The following is a 15,192-nucleotide window of genomic DNA, read 5'->3' on the forward strand; positions in this document are numbered from 1 at the left end:
TGGTCAGCCCCCATTGAAGTGGTCCGCCCTTTGGTATGGCTTTTGAGCCTGGAGGACGGACGAGATGGCAAAGCACCCGAAGCCCGAGGAGATCGTCGCGAAGCTACGTCAGGCGGACGTTCTGATTTCACAGGGCCAGAGCGTGGCCGATGCAATCCGCGCGCTCGGTGTGAGTTCGGTGACGTACTACCGGTGGCGGCGTGAGTTTGGCGGCCTGAAGTCAGATCAAGTTCGACGGATGAAGAGTCTTGAGACCGAGAATTCTCGGCTTCGAAAGGCCATCGCCGATCTCACCCTCGACAAGCTGATCCTGCAGGAGGCGTCCCGGGGAAACTTCTGAGCCCCGCGCGCCGACGCGCCTGTGTCGAGCACATCCAGCTGACGATGAACATCTCCGAGCGCCGTGCCTGTCGGGCGCTCGGACAGCATCGCTCGACACAGCGCAAGGTGCCGCGGGGCCGCGATGATGAAGAGGCGCTGACAGCCGATCTCGTGGCGTTGGCCGAGAAGTACGGGCGCTAAGGCTACCGCAAGATCAGTGCGTTGCTGAAAGCGGCCGGATGGTTCGTCAACGACAAGCGTGTCGAGCGCATTTGGCGACGTGAGGGGCTGAAGGTCCCAGCCAAACAGCCCAAGCGAGGGCGGATCTGGGACAACGACGGCTCCTGCGTCCGTCTTCGCCCGGAACACCGCAATCACGTGTGGTCGTATGACTTTGTCGAGGCGCGCACGCATGACGGGCGCAAGATCCGGATGCTCAACGTGGTCGATGAGTTCACACATGAATGCTTAGCGATCCGGGTCGCCCGCAAATTAAAGGCGATCGACGTCATCGACGTGCTCTCGGACTTGTTCATCCTGCGTGGCGTGCCTGGCCATATCCGTTCGGATAACGGCCCGGAGTTCGTTGCGAAGGCCCTCCAAGCTTGGATCACCGGCGTCGGAGCAAAGACGGCCTACATTACACCAGGCTCACCGTGGGAGAACGGCTACGTCGAAAGCTTCAACGCGCGGCTTCGCGACGAACTCCTGAACGGCGAGATCTTCTACACACTCAGGGAAGCGCAGGTCGTCATCGAAAGCTGGCGACGTCACTACAACGGCGTGCGCCCGCATGCCTCTCTGGGATACCGACCGCCGGCCCCGGAGGTGTTCATGCCAGCCTTCTCCGCTTGGCCGGCTGCGCTTGCCAGACCAGCTCCGCCGGCCAAGCTACCCGTGGCGGAGCGGCCCACCGTGCACTAACTCTACCCTTGGACCACCTCGTGGGGGCCGATCACAACGAATTGGTGGTGCTCGCGGAACTGGTGACCGGCCCTGCGGTCGTACTGGGCGAGCCCGCAGTTGTGTTCGTCGTGCCCGTGCTCGTGCTTGTTGTGTTGGTCGAACCTGTAGTTACCGGATGAGATGTGCTCGTCGTGCTATTGGTCGAGCCATTCGAACCGGGGTTCGTTCCTGACCCAGTTGTGCTGGCCACGCTCGCTGAGCCCGTGGTCGAGCCGCTCGTCGAACTTCCGGTCGCCGGTTGAGCTGTGCTGCTTATGTTTGTGCCCGTGGCTTCGCCAGTTGTGCTCGTCGATCCGGAGCTAGAACCCGCTGTCGCGCCAGCCGCGCTCGGGGCGGACTTAGCCGTGGCTGTGGTCGCCCCATACAGGCCCGGATCCTTGCCATCGGGAGCAGAAACGGTGCCCTGTGTTACAGAAACAGCATTCGGGTCTTTCGAGTAGGCCCGGATGTAATCGATATGGGACGTAATCGAGCTGGCAGATGCTCCATCCTGGGTTGCCAAGTTGGCCATCATGTACATCGGACTGTGCATATCGGAAGGCGTCGCTTGTGAGCCCTTCAGTTCACCGTCGACATAGAAGCTTAATTTGTCAGCCTGCCAATTAACACCATAAGTATGATACCCTGCCGGATTGGAGGTTTCGCTATAAACTTGCCGATTATCCTGCCACCGGACGCCGTCAGGTTGCTTATCTGTCGTATGGATTGTGCTGTAAGTGCCTTTATCGTTGCCGCCATAGTGCTCGACAACGTCGAGTTCCTGCCAGCCGCCAGCTTTGTTTGGATCTGGTATTTGTTTGTCAGGCATCATCCAGAATGCATCCCAGGCACCGGTCTGAGAGGCGAAATCAGCCCGAATTTCGAAATAGCCGTAGGTCTGCGAGAAGTTACCTTGGGTGGTGATTAGGCCTGACTCCCAGCTCCCGGGATATCCCGACGTGGTACGATCGGGCACTGCTGTAATCGAGAGCGCGCCGTTCTGGACGCTGAACGGATCATAGCCCGAAGCAGAGTCTACGAAGGACGATTTTCCGAAGCCGATGTCGGAATTTGCATCAAACCGCCATTGTGGACGGATGTCCGCATAGGTGGTGCCGACGCCGTTTTGGGAGATGCTACGGGTATTAAACTCGTCGTCGAAGGTTAGTTTGTAACCTGTCAGATCGACCATGAATGTATTCCCCAGATCAAAGGCAAGATGCGACGGTTTGATCGCATTTTAAGACTTCTTGCCTGTGTCATTCGGCCTGCCGAAGACGACAAGCGACCCGATCAGATTTGTATTCCTATTTTTAACACTGTAGAAACATTACTTACGCAGTTGCGCTGCTGTCAAGCTTTTGCAACCGGAGCGTGAGTGCGCGTCATCGCCACATCAGCCCACCAGCGGGAATTAGCTTTTCCGATCAATCCGCTACATCCCGTTAAAGGAGCTTTAAGGAGTCGCAGAAATGCGCGGTTCTCCCGAGGGACACCTCTATTCCCGAGTAAAAAATGGGGATCCTTTGTATGGGACGCCCAAGAGCGGGGCGGTGACCTTGGTCTTGGCCCCTCAGTGCGGCTCAGCCTAACGCCGCGGTGCAGGCTTCTTCGTGCCCTCAGTGTCGCCCAGCCGGCCGCGCACGGGTGAACGTGTCCAGACCGTCTGCCTCGACCGTCGCAAGGAACGCCGCGTAGGCTTCTGTCTCAGTCGCGAAGGTCTGCGCCTACTGGGTGCAGCCGCCACCAAGGGCGACGACCACGAGCTCCCAGCGATCCTGCGTGCCGGCGAACCGGTAGATCTCGACATCGACCTCGATGTCGCCTCGGGTGAACGATCCGGATAGCGGGGAGTGCTCGAACTCGCGGTCGTCGTCACTTTCCGCCGACTTGATCACGGAAGCGCCCTCTGACCCCTGTGAACGTATGACGCCATGGCGATGGCGATCAGGACGGTCGCGACCGCGATGTAGGCCATCTCGACGAGACTTACGACGAAGCCCGCTGGCCGCACGACGGCTAGCCACACCATGAACAGCAAGCCCGCGATCGGCACGCTGAGGGCCAGGACGCTGATCACGAACACGAGTCGCTGCGGCATTGCTCTGGGTCGCCGCTGCACGGGTTGGTTATCTTTGCTGATGCGCGTCACAGCGCCTTCCGCTCCCGGAACCGGATCCCGGCCCCGCCGCCGTTCTCTGGGATGAACTCCAGGCCGGCAGCCTCGAAGGCGCGTCGCATAGCTGCAATCGTCGGCCCATGGGCTGACAGAGGGCCGGGCGTCGCCTCTAGCCGCTTGATGGTCGGCAGCGACACACCGGAGGCCTCCGCCAGATCCTTCTGCTCCCATCGCAGTAGTGCGCGCCCAGCACGTACCATCTCGCTACTGAGCATCCACCAGCCTCAATTTGATACCTCAGAGATAAAAACGATACCTGGGGCATTGACAATGCTCCAAGGCTCGTATGATACTCCAGGCATCGAATGCGAGCAAGGCTCAGCCGATGTCCCACCGCACTGTTTCCTGGAACGCCCTCTCCCGCAGCCTGCACGACAGCCGCCCGGCCATCCCCGCTGGCCTCCTCTCCGCCAAAGCCCGCATCGACATGACGGTGCGCACCACCCGCCGGCCGCTGTTCGCCGCCGGCCAGTTCGACCGTGGCGCCATCATGTCGGCCGCCGCCTCCGCTGCCCGCGCCCATCAGGATCGGTTCGGCGGCACCTGGGGCGAGGCCATGTCCGTCTGCCTCACCGCCGCGTGGCGCGCCGCCAAGATGGCCCGCCATCTAACCGCGCACTGACCCCATAGCAGCGCCGGCCTGACCCGCCCCGCCACGGGGCGCCCCTTCCCCCTCTGACCACCGCCACGAGCCCTCACCGGAGCCCGAACGATGACGCACGCCCGCATCCCAGATTTCTCGCAGCCCGTCCCGGTCTGCAGCACGGCCTCGAGCGTCGCCCTCCGCCGGATCCCGGTCGATCCCCGCTACCTGAACCTGCCGAACGAGCCGGTCCCGGGCGAGATCGAGCCCTGGCAGGCCGTCTATCCGGTCCGCCCTGACACGGCGCATAGCCGCAGCCTTCGCTTCCTCGACACCGCCGGCGATCTGCTGGCTGCGGCCTTCATCATCGGCGGCGGCATAGTGCTCACCGGCCTCGCCACTCTGCTCTGAACCCGACCCGCACCCGAGCGGGCCGGCTGCCCGCGCCCCTCATCCGAGGATCCCGCGATGCTCACCCTCAAGAACTCACGCAACCATCAACAAGCCAAGGCGTCCATTCGCGCTCGAGCGGCGGCCTTGAAGCTGAGCCTCGCGGCTGCGTTTCGTACCCGTCGATCCGGTGAGGTTACCGATCAACCTCAGCCCGCATCCTTACCAGAAGCTTCCCCTGCGGAACGCCGTGGCGATGCCTTCCCGGCCGGCGGCGTGGTTCCTCAGGATGTCGGTCGAGGCCACCCCGGCAATCCAGACCGCGCCGATGCGGGTCACGGACGTGCGCCTCACCGGGAGCACGACATGGGCCGCCACGAAACCTTCGAGATCGCCGCGCCGATCGCCGAGGTGATGCTGTCGAGCACGATGCTGGCGCGAGCAGCGACAGAGGAACGTCTCGCTGGCGCATCCCCTGTCGATAGGCCGGAGGCGAGCTTCGCCAACCAGGTCGCGCAGGCCGGTCTCACCGGCAGTGTGCTGGCTGTCAGCGGCATCGACCACCGCGACGGCACGGTCTCCTATGCCGACGCTACCGGGAAAGTCTCGCGCCGCCCGATGGCGCAGTGGGCCGGCTTCAACGCGATGCAGATGCACAGCCACGTGCAAGGCGAGATCGGCCGCCGCCGCATCTCCGAAGCTAATCACCTGCCGGGGGACGAACAGGAGACCTAGGAAGCCAGGATCCGACGCGAGTTGTGCGCCGATGCCATCCACGCCCTGGCGTTCCGGCATGATCGCGCTTTCGAGGCCGCTCAGGCGATCCGCACCGGGGCCGAGCCCGCGACGCAGGCCTTGCGCAAGCGAGCCGACGCTGAGCTGCTGGCGCTCGCCCCGGTCTGGGAGGAGGCGGTCGACCTCTATCAGCGGCTGTCGGACGAAGAGAGCCTAATCAGTGAGACCGCCAGCGAGGAGGGCTGGCCCGGCCCCGCACCGGCTGGCGCTGGGTCAGAGTGGCGGGCGTGGTTCCGGCAGAAGGAGGACTGGCGCGAGCGGACCGGCGTCGCTTCGGCAGAAGAGGCGGCGAGCGAGGCCGGGACAGCTCTCCATAAGATCGAGATGCAGATTGCCACGTTGCCAGCCGCGTCCCTGGCCGGGCTCAAGCTCAAAGCCCGTGTCGGTCAGCGCAGCGACGACATCGGCGTTGAGTGGCCCGAAGGTTTGAGCGAGGGCCTAGCACGAGATCTGCTCGCGTTCGGCGCCGATGGCTTGGCAGCCGAGAACCCCGCCGGAGATGCCCTGCTGTTGCAGCTCGGCCGTCAGTTCGAGGTCGCGCGAGCGCGAGAGCTAGCGGCCTACAAAGCCTGGAATGAGGCTGAGAGAGAAGCAGCACAGCGCATGCCGAAGCGCCCGGCTTCTCTCCTGTATCGCGCGTCCGATCATTCGCTGCGCCTGCGCAAGTACCTCACCGACCCAACGACGCTGGAGGGCATGGAAGTTACAGCCGAAGATATCGAGTGGATGAAGCGCAAGCCCTACGTTCGCCAGGTCGAGCGCGTCGTGCGCCCCGAGGACAATCTACCGGCGGACGCGCACACGGTTGTCGAAGCTCATCCCTGGCCAGAGGCGCAGGATCGGGCGGACGAGATTGTCACCGCGTGGGGCGAGTGGTGCGCAGCAAAGGCGGCTGCTGAAGCCCAACAGGACTGGTCAGAGTTCGAGGACCGGGCAGAGCAGGCGGGGAATGCTGCCGCCGACATTGTACAGCGCATCGGGGGTCTGCCGGCTCAAACCGCTTCCGGCCTCCGCGTAAAACTGCGGGCATTAGAGAACTATAACTCTCGCGCGCTCCTGTCCGAGGCCGATATTCCCGAGCTACCCGACCTGGACCAGATCTTGTCGCACTCGCTCTGGCGCGACGTGCAGGATCAGGCGGCGCCGGTCATCGGGCCCACCGCGGCGCCCACTCCTGCGGTTGAGCCCTCGCCCGTGTTCGTGGCGATCGCCGACGGCACCCGGTCTGCTGCCGATGACGCCCTGTCCGACACCCGGGTCACGCCTAACCTGCGGCAGGCTGTTGAGGCGCACCGAGACGCGACCCTCGCCATGCTGTTGGAGACCGATGAGAGCAACGAGGCCTCGGACGCCCGCTGTGGTGTTGTCGAGCAGACCGGCGCCGCCCTGCGCGCCGTCCCGGCCCGGTCCCTCGCCGACGTGCGGTGCAAGCTGGCGTTCCTGCTGCCCGAAATCCTGCCGGACGTGAACGGCAGTGTCCCGACCGCCTTCCTGGAGAACATCCGCGAGGATGTGGATCGGCTGGCGCAGCAGCCCGCGCCCGCCCCGATCGGCACCAGCCTTGTCGGCCAAATCGACTTCGCCTCCGGCACGATGGGAGATCTGCGGTCGCTTCGGGACATCGCCAACAGTGTGGCTGATGTGGCCTACGCCATGGCTTGGACCGGGCGATGCCATACCCGAGCGTGGGGCGATCGGGACCTACCGGGCGAGCGGTACAACGCCGCCGGCAAGCTGATGCAGTGGCTTGGCGAGGCCCTGGCCGACGTGGCGGATGAAGCCCGCAAAGAGGCGCAGCGGCGCCGACCGACGACGCCGAGCGAGCGCGAGACCCGTCTGACGATCCTCGCGGGTCCGACCATCGAGAACGGCGACCCTGACGAGGCCGTGGCCCTTGCCGGCGAGCTGCTGGCCCACGCCGAGGCCGAGCGGGCAGGGCGCTGACAGGCGCCCGCCACCCTCCTGGCGCCGTGCGTACCGCCCCGGCCGGATCCGCCGGGCTCCCCCTTCACATCCCGAGACCTGACATCATGGGCGACGTGCTCACTTTCACCCCGCGCCCCAAACCGGCCAATCCAGATCTGGAGCCGCTGGCCGGTGGTAGCCTCCGCGCCAGCCTGGAGGAGGCCGCACAGGTCGCCCTCGACGCGGCGGATCGGATTATTGCCGTGCTCGACCGCATGGACGGGGACCCCGACCTCGAGGACGGTGCCAACGCTGAGCGGTCCCTGGCTGCGCCCGAGAACCACACCGGCAGTCAGGTGGTCTGGATGCGCGGGAACGATCAGGACCGCGAGGCCGAAGCGCCTGAGACCGCGCTGCCGGCGGTGGCGATGGTGATCGAGGTGGAGCCCCTGCGCTGGGGTGGGCGCGGGAACGTCGTCGCGGCGGCTGGGTCGCTGTTGGTCAGCCTTCTACAGCGTGTCTGATGCCGACTGTCCTATTCCGATGCGCATGCCCTTGCGCTCTCGTGCATCATCCTCAGCGGCAGGTATCCCAATTAAGACACGTGACGGATGGGTATGCACGACCCGAACGTTTTTCGGCGCCCAGGTACACCCCAGGCAAACAGCATAGATCCACCGATCCCATAGATTTGTGTTTTGATTGTCGATCGATTTCTGCCTTTCCCTGGCCTTAGCTATAAGCTGCCTAGTTTCTTCTGCCTTCGCGTCGCTGTTTATATCAGAACTGTTTCCGGTAGCATCCCTGCGGGGCTGTGTGTGCTGAGCGAAAGCCGGTGACGAAAAACTGCTTAGTAAAACCAAAATCAGTATCAAAGTGCGCATTAGATGCTCCAAGAGCCTCGCTGGCACCCCCCTGTTACGGCCTTGACGAAACTGAGCTCCGATAGGTTTCAGAAACAGCAAAAATAATTATGAGAAATCAATTTAGATAATGGTGCATTGCAGCGCCGGAGCGAAATCAGACGAGCGGAAACCTGACGATACGCTCTACTCCCGCGCGGGCTTCGGCTCCGGCTTGGCCGCCCTCATGAGGCTCTGGATCACTCGCGGCGCTCGACCAGCCTGCTCGGCGATCTCGTCTTCTTGCTGCGCGATGAGATCGCGAGCTGGCCGATCGCCATCGAGGCCGCCGAGGATCTCCATGGGCACGCGCCGGTTCGATGCCCGACTGCCGTCCTCAAAGACGACGTCGAACAGGATGGTGCCACGGTCTTGCGGGAGCTGTCGTGCGCGCTTGGCCATGCCCGGCTGATAGGCGCTCCAGCCCCACCACACCAGATCGTTGATATCGGCCTTCACATGCTGATGGCCCGGATCGCTCCTATCTGAACAGCGATAGGCTAGCGCCGATCAGGCAGAGGCCGAGAACGATCAGACCGCCGCCGACGCTTTCCAGCAGCGCCTGTTGATGGGGGCGTTTCGGGGCAATGCCGGCGAGCGTGCATCCGGAAATAAGACAGATTAAGCTCAAGATGAACACCAAGATCAGTACCCGAATAGTAAACGGGCATTGATCAGCTAAAAACGTTCCGCGGCTATTTATTAATAATGAATGCGGGTGGACCTGAGGAAGCATTTCATCACGACGAGATTGTCGCTTTGCGCTCGTCAGCGCGAGGCCGAACCTGTGATCGCGCGGACCGCCCAGCCTGCGGCGGGCAAGCCTACGACATAGAGGTACAGCGAGGAGAGCGCCCGGCTAAACATGCGCTGAGTCCTTCGCCCGCGGTTTTGCCGGGAAGTAGGGATCGTAGAACGCGGGGGGCTGCGTCGCTGACACGACCTTCGAAGCGACCCTGACGCTGGGAAAGTACGGGTCGAACAGATCGCCCTTGTGACCGGTCGAGCGGTCCGCCCGATCCTCAGCCTTCTTCGTCGCCGTCTGCATCGCCATGCCGCTTGATCTCACCGCAACGACGCTACAGCAGCCATGTGAAAGCACCGTTGCTGTGAAGCGGAGTGATTGGGCAGGCGCGTTGTAGGGTTGGGAACTGTATTCTTTCCCTCACGCGGCGATCGCCGCTTTGCTATAGGCCGAGGAACTGGAGGCCATCGCCGAGCTACTGGCCGTCCCGCGACCGATCGCTACTCCTCGGCGAGCGATTGGAGATCATCGTGCTCTATGAGCAGGTCGCCGAGGTGCCGTCGATAGAGCTCGATGCTCGCTCGTTCGCGTCTCGCCCCGTCCGCGGACAGGTCTGGGTCTTCAAGTGCGCGCAACGAGGACCGAACGCTCTCCTCCAGGGTGGCGATCTCCCGCTGAACCCTCTCAAGCTCGGTCAAGGCGGCTCCTCAACGTTGACTTAACCGTGCCGTCCAGCCGACATGCCATGTCTGGCTGGCGCGCGCTCTGTGCGAGTCGCCGGCACCATCAGGAGACACCGCCGCCGCAAGTCGACCCCTGAAAAGCCAACGGGCCCCCCGTCGCCAAACGAGGAGCCCGTCGAAAATCTAAGTGGCCTGTGGGGCCCATTTCCAATCCCCACAAGCCATGAAGACGCCCTAGGCGTCAAGTCGGAACGCCAATTCCGACAACGATGAGGCTTTGCCTTGTGGACCGGACGCCCCTGCGGCGGCTCGGAACGACCTGTTGCGGCCCTTTCACGGGGCCGAGGACCATGTTTGCCGACGAGTTGAGGCGGGCCATCGAGGCCGCTGACCGAATCACCCTGCCTCAGGTGACGGCGTTGCTGTGGCGCGCCTACGGGGACGGGAAGGTCACGGAGGCCGAGGCCGAGGCCCTGTCCGGCCTGATCGAGGCGCGGACACTTCTCCCTCGGACTGGAGGAAATTCCCGCTCCCGTGTTTTCGGGAACTCGCCCGATGGGGCGAGCACGACCACTTCGGAGAATGCCGAGGTGCCCCTGGATCGCCAGAGCAGCCTCAGGAGACCCGGCGGTGGCTCCCGGCCACGCACGGATGCTTCGATGGAGCGCCGCCGCCGATGGGCTGCTTCTGGCCGCCTGCCGCCCGGTCTCGCGGCTAGGTTCACGCTGGCTGAGCATGCGGTCCTCGCCCTCGTGGCCGCCGAGGTGGCACGTCGGAAGGACTGCCGCCTGTCGGTGCCGAACCTCGCCGCAGTCACGGGAGTGGCCGAGACCACGGTCCGCAACGCGATCCGCGAGGCCCGCAAGCTCGGGCTGCTCACTGTCGAGGAACGCCAGATCACCGGCTTTCGCAACGACACTAACATTGTCCGCATCGTCTCGCCGGAATGGGCCGCCTGGCTGCGGCTGGCTCGAACGCGAGACCCGCTATCCAAAGTTGGATCGTCCGCACCCGCCTTGCCGGTACAGGGGGGAGGGTGCAAATCCGCGAACCGCACGCCTACTGAAGTTCTAGTCCTGTCAGAATCAGGGAAAACCAAACCGAAGAAGGGCTGCCGACAAGCGGCTGGCGACCTCGACCGCGAGGTACGTTCTCGAATCCGCGCGGGTGGTGGAGTGGGCAGAGCCATGCGGTGAGGGTCTGCAGCTGGACGGTATGACGAACGCCGTTGAAGCTTGGCCGCAAGGTCAGCTACAGCCTGCCTCGGATCCGGAGCAGGCGGCCATGAGCGATGACGTGACCGGCCTGCTCGTCGCTATTGCGCGAGAGAACGCCGACCTTCGCCAACAGCTCGCGCTCGCCCAGGATATGCTCATAGAAACCGCGATCGACGCCGGGAACATGCACGCCCTTGTTGAAGCCCTGAGGACTGAGCGCGACGCGTGGCGGGACGAGGCAGCGAGGTCGCGCTATCGGTCGGTACCCACCACGACTGGGAGCCCGGCTGGTACCCGGTCACACTTCCCGCAGTGAAAGCGTTGAGCGACGACCAGAACCTCTTCCGGACCTTTTGCCTGAAGCTGATCCCATGTCCGCCATGTCATGGCTCGGCATGACGTGCATCTTGGGATGCGCAGGCCGCGGTATCCCTCATCTGTCCAGTCGTTCACCGTCCGCATGCGACCGACACCACCATCGCAAACTACCTTGTGCCGGATCGCACCCGGAAGGGCGCAAAAGAAGGTCTGCAAGAGGGATGCCTGGTCTCTCCCTCTGTCCCTGCGCCCTCGCAGCCCTCCATGCGTGCCAAGCCAGCATTTACGCTCGGCCTCGCGGTTGGGAGTAAAACTCACGCCAACCGCAACCTCCGGGGGGCCGAAGCCGAGCGTCCGTCGGGCGCAATAATATGGATTAACAGACCAATCACTGATCCGTGTGTGGCGGAACGCAGGTTACCGTGAAGCTGTTTCAGGCGGTCTACAGGAGCATTCCATCATGAAGCTCACCGTCGCCATTTCATTGGTTGCGAGCAGCCTTTTCTTCGTCGCTCCTGCCAATGCACAAGGGACAACGAACACACCTGGCATGGTGCCCGGCGCGGCTGCGTCCGCACCGGCGATGAAGTCCAATGCGCCCAAGGCGGACCGCACGGCCAAGTCGAAAGAATGCTCGGCAGAGGCTGATAAGCAAGGTCTGCATGGCAAGGCGCGCAAGGCCTTCCGAAACAAGTGCAAGCATGGGCAGACCTGAAGGCCCGCTGGGTACCCTGTAGCTCCAATCTAGTACGTCTGATGCGGCGTGCGTCGTGAGAGACCCCCTACAACGGGCGCACGCGGACCAGTTCCCTGCCCCCGTGAAGCCTTGGCCGGGCAGTCGCGTCAGGGTCGGCGCGGCGGGGGAACTGGACACCGCAAGCGCCGGCCCAGAGCCTGGATCTTAGGGCATCTCGCTGAAGATGCCTGTTTCGGCACAGTTCCAAGCGCGCCCGGGTGACTGCCGCATAACCCAGCTGCGGCATGATGCTGATGGGCCGCGTCGCGTATTGGCCAAGCGCTGGTGAGTTCGGACGCTCCCCCGCACCGTGAGCAGATCGGGGCGGGGCCGGACGGTCAATGCTTTAGGGATATGCCCATGCCGGTTGAGCAAGAGAGGAAGCTCTCGGATGAGGAGCTCGACCAGCTGGCGCGCGAGCTGTTCGCCGAGGTTCGGGGCGAGACGTCTGAGGCGCAGGCGGAAAGGGCGCTACAGAGCGCTGGCGATGTAGCGGGAGAGGTCGTTCCTATCCTGCCCGATTGGCTCCTCGACGCCGGCGACGACGATGCTGGGGGCGACCGCGGGGACTGAGTCGGCCGGTGTTCAGCACTCGGCTGAGCGCAACCGAGCGTGGCCATATGCGTTCATGAGGAAGCTGCGCCGTTCGGTGCCTGAGGCCTCCGTCATGCTCCTGATCACACTGCTCGTCGCTGGCACGTTCATGCTTGCAGGCTCGTTCTCGATCATTGCCGCTTTGGCAGACTGATGGCGCCTGCAACGCGCGCTGGGGCCGTGGAGCAGTCGTGCTGGCTTGCTCTGGCCTCGTAACCAAGCGTGAGTGGAACACGAAGTTCGAGATGCGCACGCCGCGCTACATTACCCAGGTCGGCGATCTGCCAGTGGCACACGCGAACTAGTGAGCCTGCACAGAGCTATGGTGTGAAAGCGCACCTGATTGGCATGCCAGTCCGACTTATGCGCAAACTGCTACTTTTAGGCGATTGCCTGCCGCAGTGCGGTGGCCTAGGTTTGCATTGCGGGATGGCGATGGCGTCGCGATCCTGCTGCCCTGAGAAGGGCGTTTCCTCCCTAGACTTCGGGCCGCTCCTTCGGGGGTGGCCTTTTCTTTGTCTGGGGCAGACTCGCTAGCCGAACTGAGTGCCGGCAGCAAGCAGGATGGTGCCAACTGCGGTTGCCCCCCACAAAAGCTTGAACGATATTGATCACGATAACGTTCAGCCCAGGACCGATCGAGCCGATCCGTCTGGAGCAAAACGCCATGTCGATGAAGACACTCGCTCTCGCCGCCGCGCTTTCTGTCGCGATGGCAGGAGCAGCACTCGCTCAAACCCCCGCCGGCGGAGGCAGCGCCGAAGGCAACATGAACAATCCGGGTTCCGTGAAGAGCAACTCCGAGAAGTCCATGGAGACCGGCGCAGGCTCGATGGGGACTGGCATGGCGCCTGGCACCAGCGGCGGTCCGCGCATCGATACCCCCGGCGCGCCGGCTGGCAGCGGTTCTGGCAACGGCACCACCGGTAGCGGTGCAGCCCCAAGCGGTAAGTAAGGTCTATCCGCCCCGTAGTCTTCTTGCTGCGGGGCCACTACGACGCTCCCGATCCGGGCGGCGACAAGCTTGCAGCGGACGCTACCGTCCCATTCTACTGGCAGACGCGCACACGGCGAATGTGCTCGTCGCCGTAGGGGTCGATGTAGCCACGCCTCTCGAAATGGCAGACCGGGCCTACGTCCTCCTCGACATACACCGGGGCGGGCGCGCGGTAGACCGGGCGGCCGGGATAATATCCGTTGTTGGCCGAGGCGATGGCACTGCCCGCGACGACACCACCAAGCAAGCCTAGCGCTGCAGCGCCGCCAACTCCGATGCCGTCGCGCGCATGGGCGGCCGGATGAACGCTAAACAGGATGAGAGCGGTCAGGGCAGCCGTGCCGCCTGTCCGCAGGATAGACCCACGCATCCCAGACCTCATGAGCGTGAACGGCCCCGCGCTGGAGCACATGGCCGCCGAACCACCAGACCCATCCAGTGTGGCCACCTATCAGCAGCCGAGATCAGGGTGCGACGGGTCGGTTAACGAAGGCCTGCAGATGCCCTTCAGTAACCCCTTGGGGATGGCGGGGGTGGTGGCCTATCGTCATCGTCCGGCGGCGGGGGCCCACGGTGGCTCGGCGGGGGCGGCCCGTCATCGTCATCGTCGAAGTCGCGGGGGGGCGGGCCACGACGATGTGGCGGCGGCCTGTCGTCGTCGAAGTCGTCGCGCGGCGGCGGCCGGAAGCGCTCGCGCGGCGGCGAGGGCCGGTCGTAGTCCTCATCGGAGGGCGGGGGCGGTCGCCGGTCGTCATAGGGCTGGGCCAAGGCTCCAACCGTCGCGAGGACGAGCAGAGCGGCGCCGGTCAGGAGTGCTCGCATGTGGTCTCCATGAGGCAGGTCTGTAGAGGGCGCGCAGGCATATGAACGGCCGGTGATCTTCACGGCTACATCCTAGATACGGATGCCTGCAGTCAGGCGTAGGGACCGCCGAACAGGTCGCCCATCGCCTTCCGCCGGAACAGCGTCCGCCGTCGCCGTCTCTGATGCTCGGGGCGGTCGTGGATCATGTGGCAGCGCTGGCAGAACGCCGCGAGGTTGGCGTCCGCGTTGTTGGCCGTGTCGTGATCCCGGTGTGCGGCTGCCAGCACGACATGGGTCCTGCGGGCGTGGGCGAGGATGTCGGTACCCGATCTGAGACGGATCCGGCGCCCCCAACCGTCGCGCCAGCGGCCGGCCTCGGCATCCCACCAGCGACCATCGCCGAGATGGTAGATCATCTGCCCGTGCGGACGCCCGCAGCTCTCGCAGCGGCCCTGCGCCCGGCCGAAGCGGATCGCCATCGACAGCTCGCGCCAGTCGATCGGATAGAAGAAGCGATGCTCTGGCCGGATCGGCATGACGTGGTGAGGAGCCCGACGGGATACGCCACCTTGCCGTGAGATGCATGGTCGGGCCTGTATCCTATTGGCAACAGGCCCTATAAACCCTGATGCATAATGCAACTAAGACGTGGGCTCGTCGTTATTGCGCTTGGCCCGTTACATTTCAAAGTACTGAGCTAATCTAAACTGGTTTCATAAACGGTTTACTATGTTGTCTTCCATCATCGTCGGCCGGTGTGTCCGCAAAACTACAGCCAATTGCCCCATGGGTCGGTAGCCTTACCGTCAGATAGAAATTCTGGACCCGACACGATGATCAAGCTCCTGGCCTCGCTGGCCGCCTTCACCGCGCTGACCGCCGCCGCTTCGGCCGCCGACCTGCCGCGCCGCGCCGCCCCGCCGCCGATCTTCACCCCCGTGCCCGTGTTCACCTGGACCGGCGCCTACTTCGGTATCAACGCCGGCTACGCCTTCGACGCCAGCAGCCGCTCGAACAGCTCGGTCTTCGGCGTCCCCGCCGCCTTCGCCGCCGCCGGCACCACCGCCACCTTCCGCGA

General features: G+C 64.0%; 21 protein-coding genes and 2 pseudogenes. 13 read left to right on the forward strand and 10 right to left on the reverse strand.

The window, feature by feature from the left end; translation table 11 throughout:
- Nucleotides 1-64 precede the first annotated feature (64 nt).
- A pseudogene (locus MKK65_RS19745) lies at nucleotides 65-1,245 on the forward strand (IS3 family transposase).
- 31 nt (nucleotides 1,246-1,276) lie between these two features.
- Here the strand turns inward: MKK65_RS19745 and MKK65_RS19750 are convergent.
- The 4 genes from MKK65_RS19750 to MKK65_RS19765 all read right to left on the reverse strand — a co-directional run bounded on the left by MKK65_RS19750 (nucleotide 1,277) and on the right by MKK65_RS19765 (nucleotide 3,660).
- Nucleotides 1,277-2,458 carry a glycoside hydrolase family 16 protein gene (locus MKK65_RS19750; protein WP_243959873.1) on the reverse strand — a complete coding sequence of 394 codons (1,182 nt, stop codon included), beginning with the start codon at nucleotides 2,456-2,458 and terminating at the stop codon, nucleotides 1,277-1,279.
- Nucleotides 2,459-2,993: 535 nt separating this feature from the next.
- The gene (locus MKK65_RS19755) at nucleotides 2,994-3,164 is read right to left on the reverse strand and encodes a hypothetical protein (protein WP_243959874.1); all 171 of its coding nucleotides are present in this window, start codon (nucleotides 3,162-3,164) and stop codon (nucleotides 2,994-2,996) included.
- The gene (locus tag MKK65_RS19760) at nucleotides 3,161-3,367 is read right to left on the reverse strand and encodes a hypothetical protein (RefSeq protein ID WP_243959875.1); all 207 of its coding nucleotides are present in this window, start codon (nucleotides 3,365-3,367) and stop codon (nucleotides 3,161-3,163) included. Before MKK65_RS19760 ends, MKK65_RS19755 begins: the two co-directional genes overlap by 4 nt.
- 47 nt (nucleotides 3,368-3,414) lie before the next feature.
- Nucleotides 3,415-3,660 carry a helix-turn-helix domain-containing protein gene (locus MKK65_RS19765; RefSeq protein WP_243959876.1) on the reverse strand — a complete coding sequence of 82 codons (246 nt, stop codon included), beginning with the start codon at nucleotides 3,658-3,660 and terminating at the stop codon, nucleotides 3,415-3,417.
- A gap of 110 nt (nucleotides 3,661-3,770) precedes the next feature.
- Between MKK65_RS19765 and MKK65_RS19770 the strand changes: the two genes are divergently transcribed.
- The 5 genes from MKK65_RS19770 (at nucleotide 3,771) to MKK65_RS19790 (ending at nucleotide 7,642) form a co-directional block, all read left to right on the forward strand.
- Nucleotides 3,771-4,067 carry a hypothetical protein gene (locus MKK65_RS19770; RefSeq protein WP_243959877.1) on the forward strand — a complete coding sequence of 99 codons (297 nt, stop codon included), beginning with the start codon at nucleotides 3,771-3,773 and terminating at the stop codon, nucleotides 4,065-4,067.
- Nucleotides 4,068-4,157: 90 nt separating this feature from the next.
- Nucleotides 4,158-4,439 carry a hypothetical protein gene (locus MKK65_RS19775; RefSeq protein WP_243959878.1) on the forward strand — a complete coding sequence of 94 codons (282 nt, stop codon included), beginning with the start codon at nucleotides 4,158-4,160 and terminating at the stop codon, nucleotides 4,437-4,439.
- Between the two features lie 57 nt (nucleotides 4,440-4,496).
- A complete protein-coding gene (locus MKK65_RS19780) occupies nucleotides 4,497-5,153 on the forward strand; it encodes a hypothetical protein (RefSeq protein ID WP_243959879.1) in 657 nt (218 codons plus the stop codon).
- A gap of 21 nt (nucleotides 5,154-5,174) precedes the next feature.
- Nucleotides 5,175-7,157 carry a hypothetical protein gene (locus tag MKK65_RS19785; protein WP_243959880.1) on the forward strand — a complete coding sequence of 661 codons (1,983 nt, stop codon included), beginning with the start codon at nucleotides 5,175-5,177 and terminating at the stop codon, nucleotides 7,155-7,157.
- A gap of 86 nt (nucleotides 7,158-7,243) precedes the next feature.
- Complete coding sequence (locus MKK65_RS19790) at nucleotides 7,244-7,642, forward strand: hypothetical protein (protein ID WP_243959881.1); 399 nt, start codon at nucleotides 7,244-7,246, stop codon at nucleotides 7,640-7,642.
- A 525-nt stretch (nucleotides 7,643-8,167) separates the two neighbouring features.
- Here the strand turns inward: MKK65_RS19790 and MKK65_RS19795 are convergent.
- The 3 genes from MKK65_RS19795 to MKK65_RS19805 form a co-directional block, all read right to left on the reverse strand.
- Nucleotides 8,168-8,422 (reverse strand): hypothetical protein, encoded by a 255-nt coding sequence (locus tag MKK65_RS19795; protein WP_243959892.1) that lies wholly within the window; start codon nucleotides 8,420-8,422, stop codon nucleotides 8,168-8,170.
- A 457-nt stretch (nucleotides 8,423-8,879) separates the two neighbouring features.
- Entirely contained in the window at nucleotides 8,880-9,074 is a 195-nt protein-coding gene (locus MKK65_RS19800) for a hypothetical protein (protein ID WP_243959882.1), read from the reverse strand.
- Between the two features lie 191 nt (nucleotides 9,075-9,265).
- The gene (locus tag MKK65_RS19805; protein WP_243959883.1) at nucleotides 9,266-9,463 is read right to left on the reverse strand and encodes a hypothetical protein; all 198 of its coding nucleotides are present in this window, start codon (nucleotides 9,461-9,463) and stop codon (nucleotides 9,266-9,268) included.
- Between the two features lie 335 nt (nucleotides 9,464-9,798).
- On the opposite strand from MKK65_RS19805, the gene MKK65_RS19810 reads away from it, so the two are divergent.
- The 6 genes from MKK65_RS19810 (at nucleotide 9,799) to MKK65_RS19835 (ending at nucleotide 13,268) form a co-directional block, all read left to right on the forward strand.
- A complete protein-coding gene (locus MKK65_RS19810) occupies nucleotides 9,799-10,644 on the forward strand; it encodes a helix-turn-helix domain-containing protein (protein WP_243959884.1) in 846 nt (281 codons plus the stop codon).
- 88 nt (nucleotides 10,645-10,732) lie between these two features.
- Complete coding sequence (locus tag MKK65_RS19815; protein WP_243959885.1) at nucleotides 10,733-10,981, forward strand: hypothetical protein; 249 nt, start codon at nucleotides 10,733-10,735, stop codon at nucleotides 10,979-10,981.
- Nucleotides 10,982-11,443: 462 nt separating this feature from the next.
- A complete protein-coding gene (locus MKK65_RS19820) occupies nucleotides 11,444-11,698 on the forward strand; it encodes a PsiF family protein (RefSeq protein WP_243959886.1) in 255 nt (84 codons plus the stop codon).
- 381 nt (nucleotides 11,699-12,079) lie between these two features.
- The gene (locus tag MKK65_RS19825) at nucleotides 12,080-12,292 is read left to right on the forward strand and encodes a hypothetical protein (protein ID WP_243959887.1); all 213 of its coding nucleotides are present in this window, start codon (nucleotides 12,080-12,082) and stop codon (nucleotides 12,290-12,292) included.
- A 155-nt stretch (nucleotides 12,293-12,447) separates the two neighbouring features.
- A complete protein-coding gene (locus MKK65_RS19830; RefSeq protein ID WP_409565462.1) occupies nucleotides 12,448-12,618 on the forward strand; it encodes a DUF4113 domain-containing protein in 171 nt (56 codons plus the stop codon).
- Between the two features lie 362 nt (nucleotides 12,619-12,980).
- Nucleotides 12,981-13,268: a hypothetical protein gene (locus tag MKK65_RS19835; RefSeq protein ID WP_243959888.1), complete on the forward strand. Its 288-nt coding sequence runs from the start codon at nucleotides 12,981-12,983 to the stop codon at nucleotides 13,266-13,268.
- 94 nt (nucleotides 13,269-13,362) lie between these two features.
- Here the strand turns inward: MKK65_RS19835 and MKK65_RS19840 are convergent, their stop codons facing one another.
- From MKK65_RS19840 to MKK65_RS19850, 3 genes are all read right to left on the reverse strand, one after another.
- Entirely contained in the window at nucleotides 13,363-13,680 is a 318-nt protein-coding gene (locus MKK65_RS19840; RefSeq protein WP_243959889.1) for a hypothetical protein, read from the reverse strand.
- A 137-nt stretch (nucleotides 13,681-13,817) separates the two neighbouring features.
- Nucleotides 13,818-14,132 (reverse strand): hypothetical protein, encoded by a 315-nt coding sequence (locus MKK65_RS19845; RefSeq protein WP_243959890.1) that lies wholly within the window; start codon nucleotides 14,130-14,132, stop codon nucleotides 13,818-13,820.
- Between the two features lie 92 nt (nucleotides 14,133-14,224).
- Nucleotides 14,225-14,650: a hypothetical protein gene (locus MKK65_RS19850; RefSeq protein ID WP_243959891.1), complete on the reverse strand. Its 426-nt coding sequence runs from the start codon at nucleotides 14,648-14,650 to the stop codon at nucleotides 14,225-14,227.
- A 297-nt stretch (nucleotides 14,651-14,947) separates the two neighbouring features.
- Between MKK65_RS19850 and MKK65_RS19855 the strand changes: the two are divergent.
- Nucleotides 14,948-15,192, forward strand: a pseudogene (locus tag MKK65_RS19855) (porin family protein); the annotation flags it as partial.

The sequence above is a fragment of the Methylobacterium sp. J-001 genome (genome assembly GCF_022829565.1).
GTDB lineage: Bacteria > Pseudomonadota > Alphaproteobacteria > Rhizobiales > Beijerinckiaceae > Methylobacterium.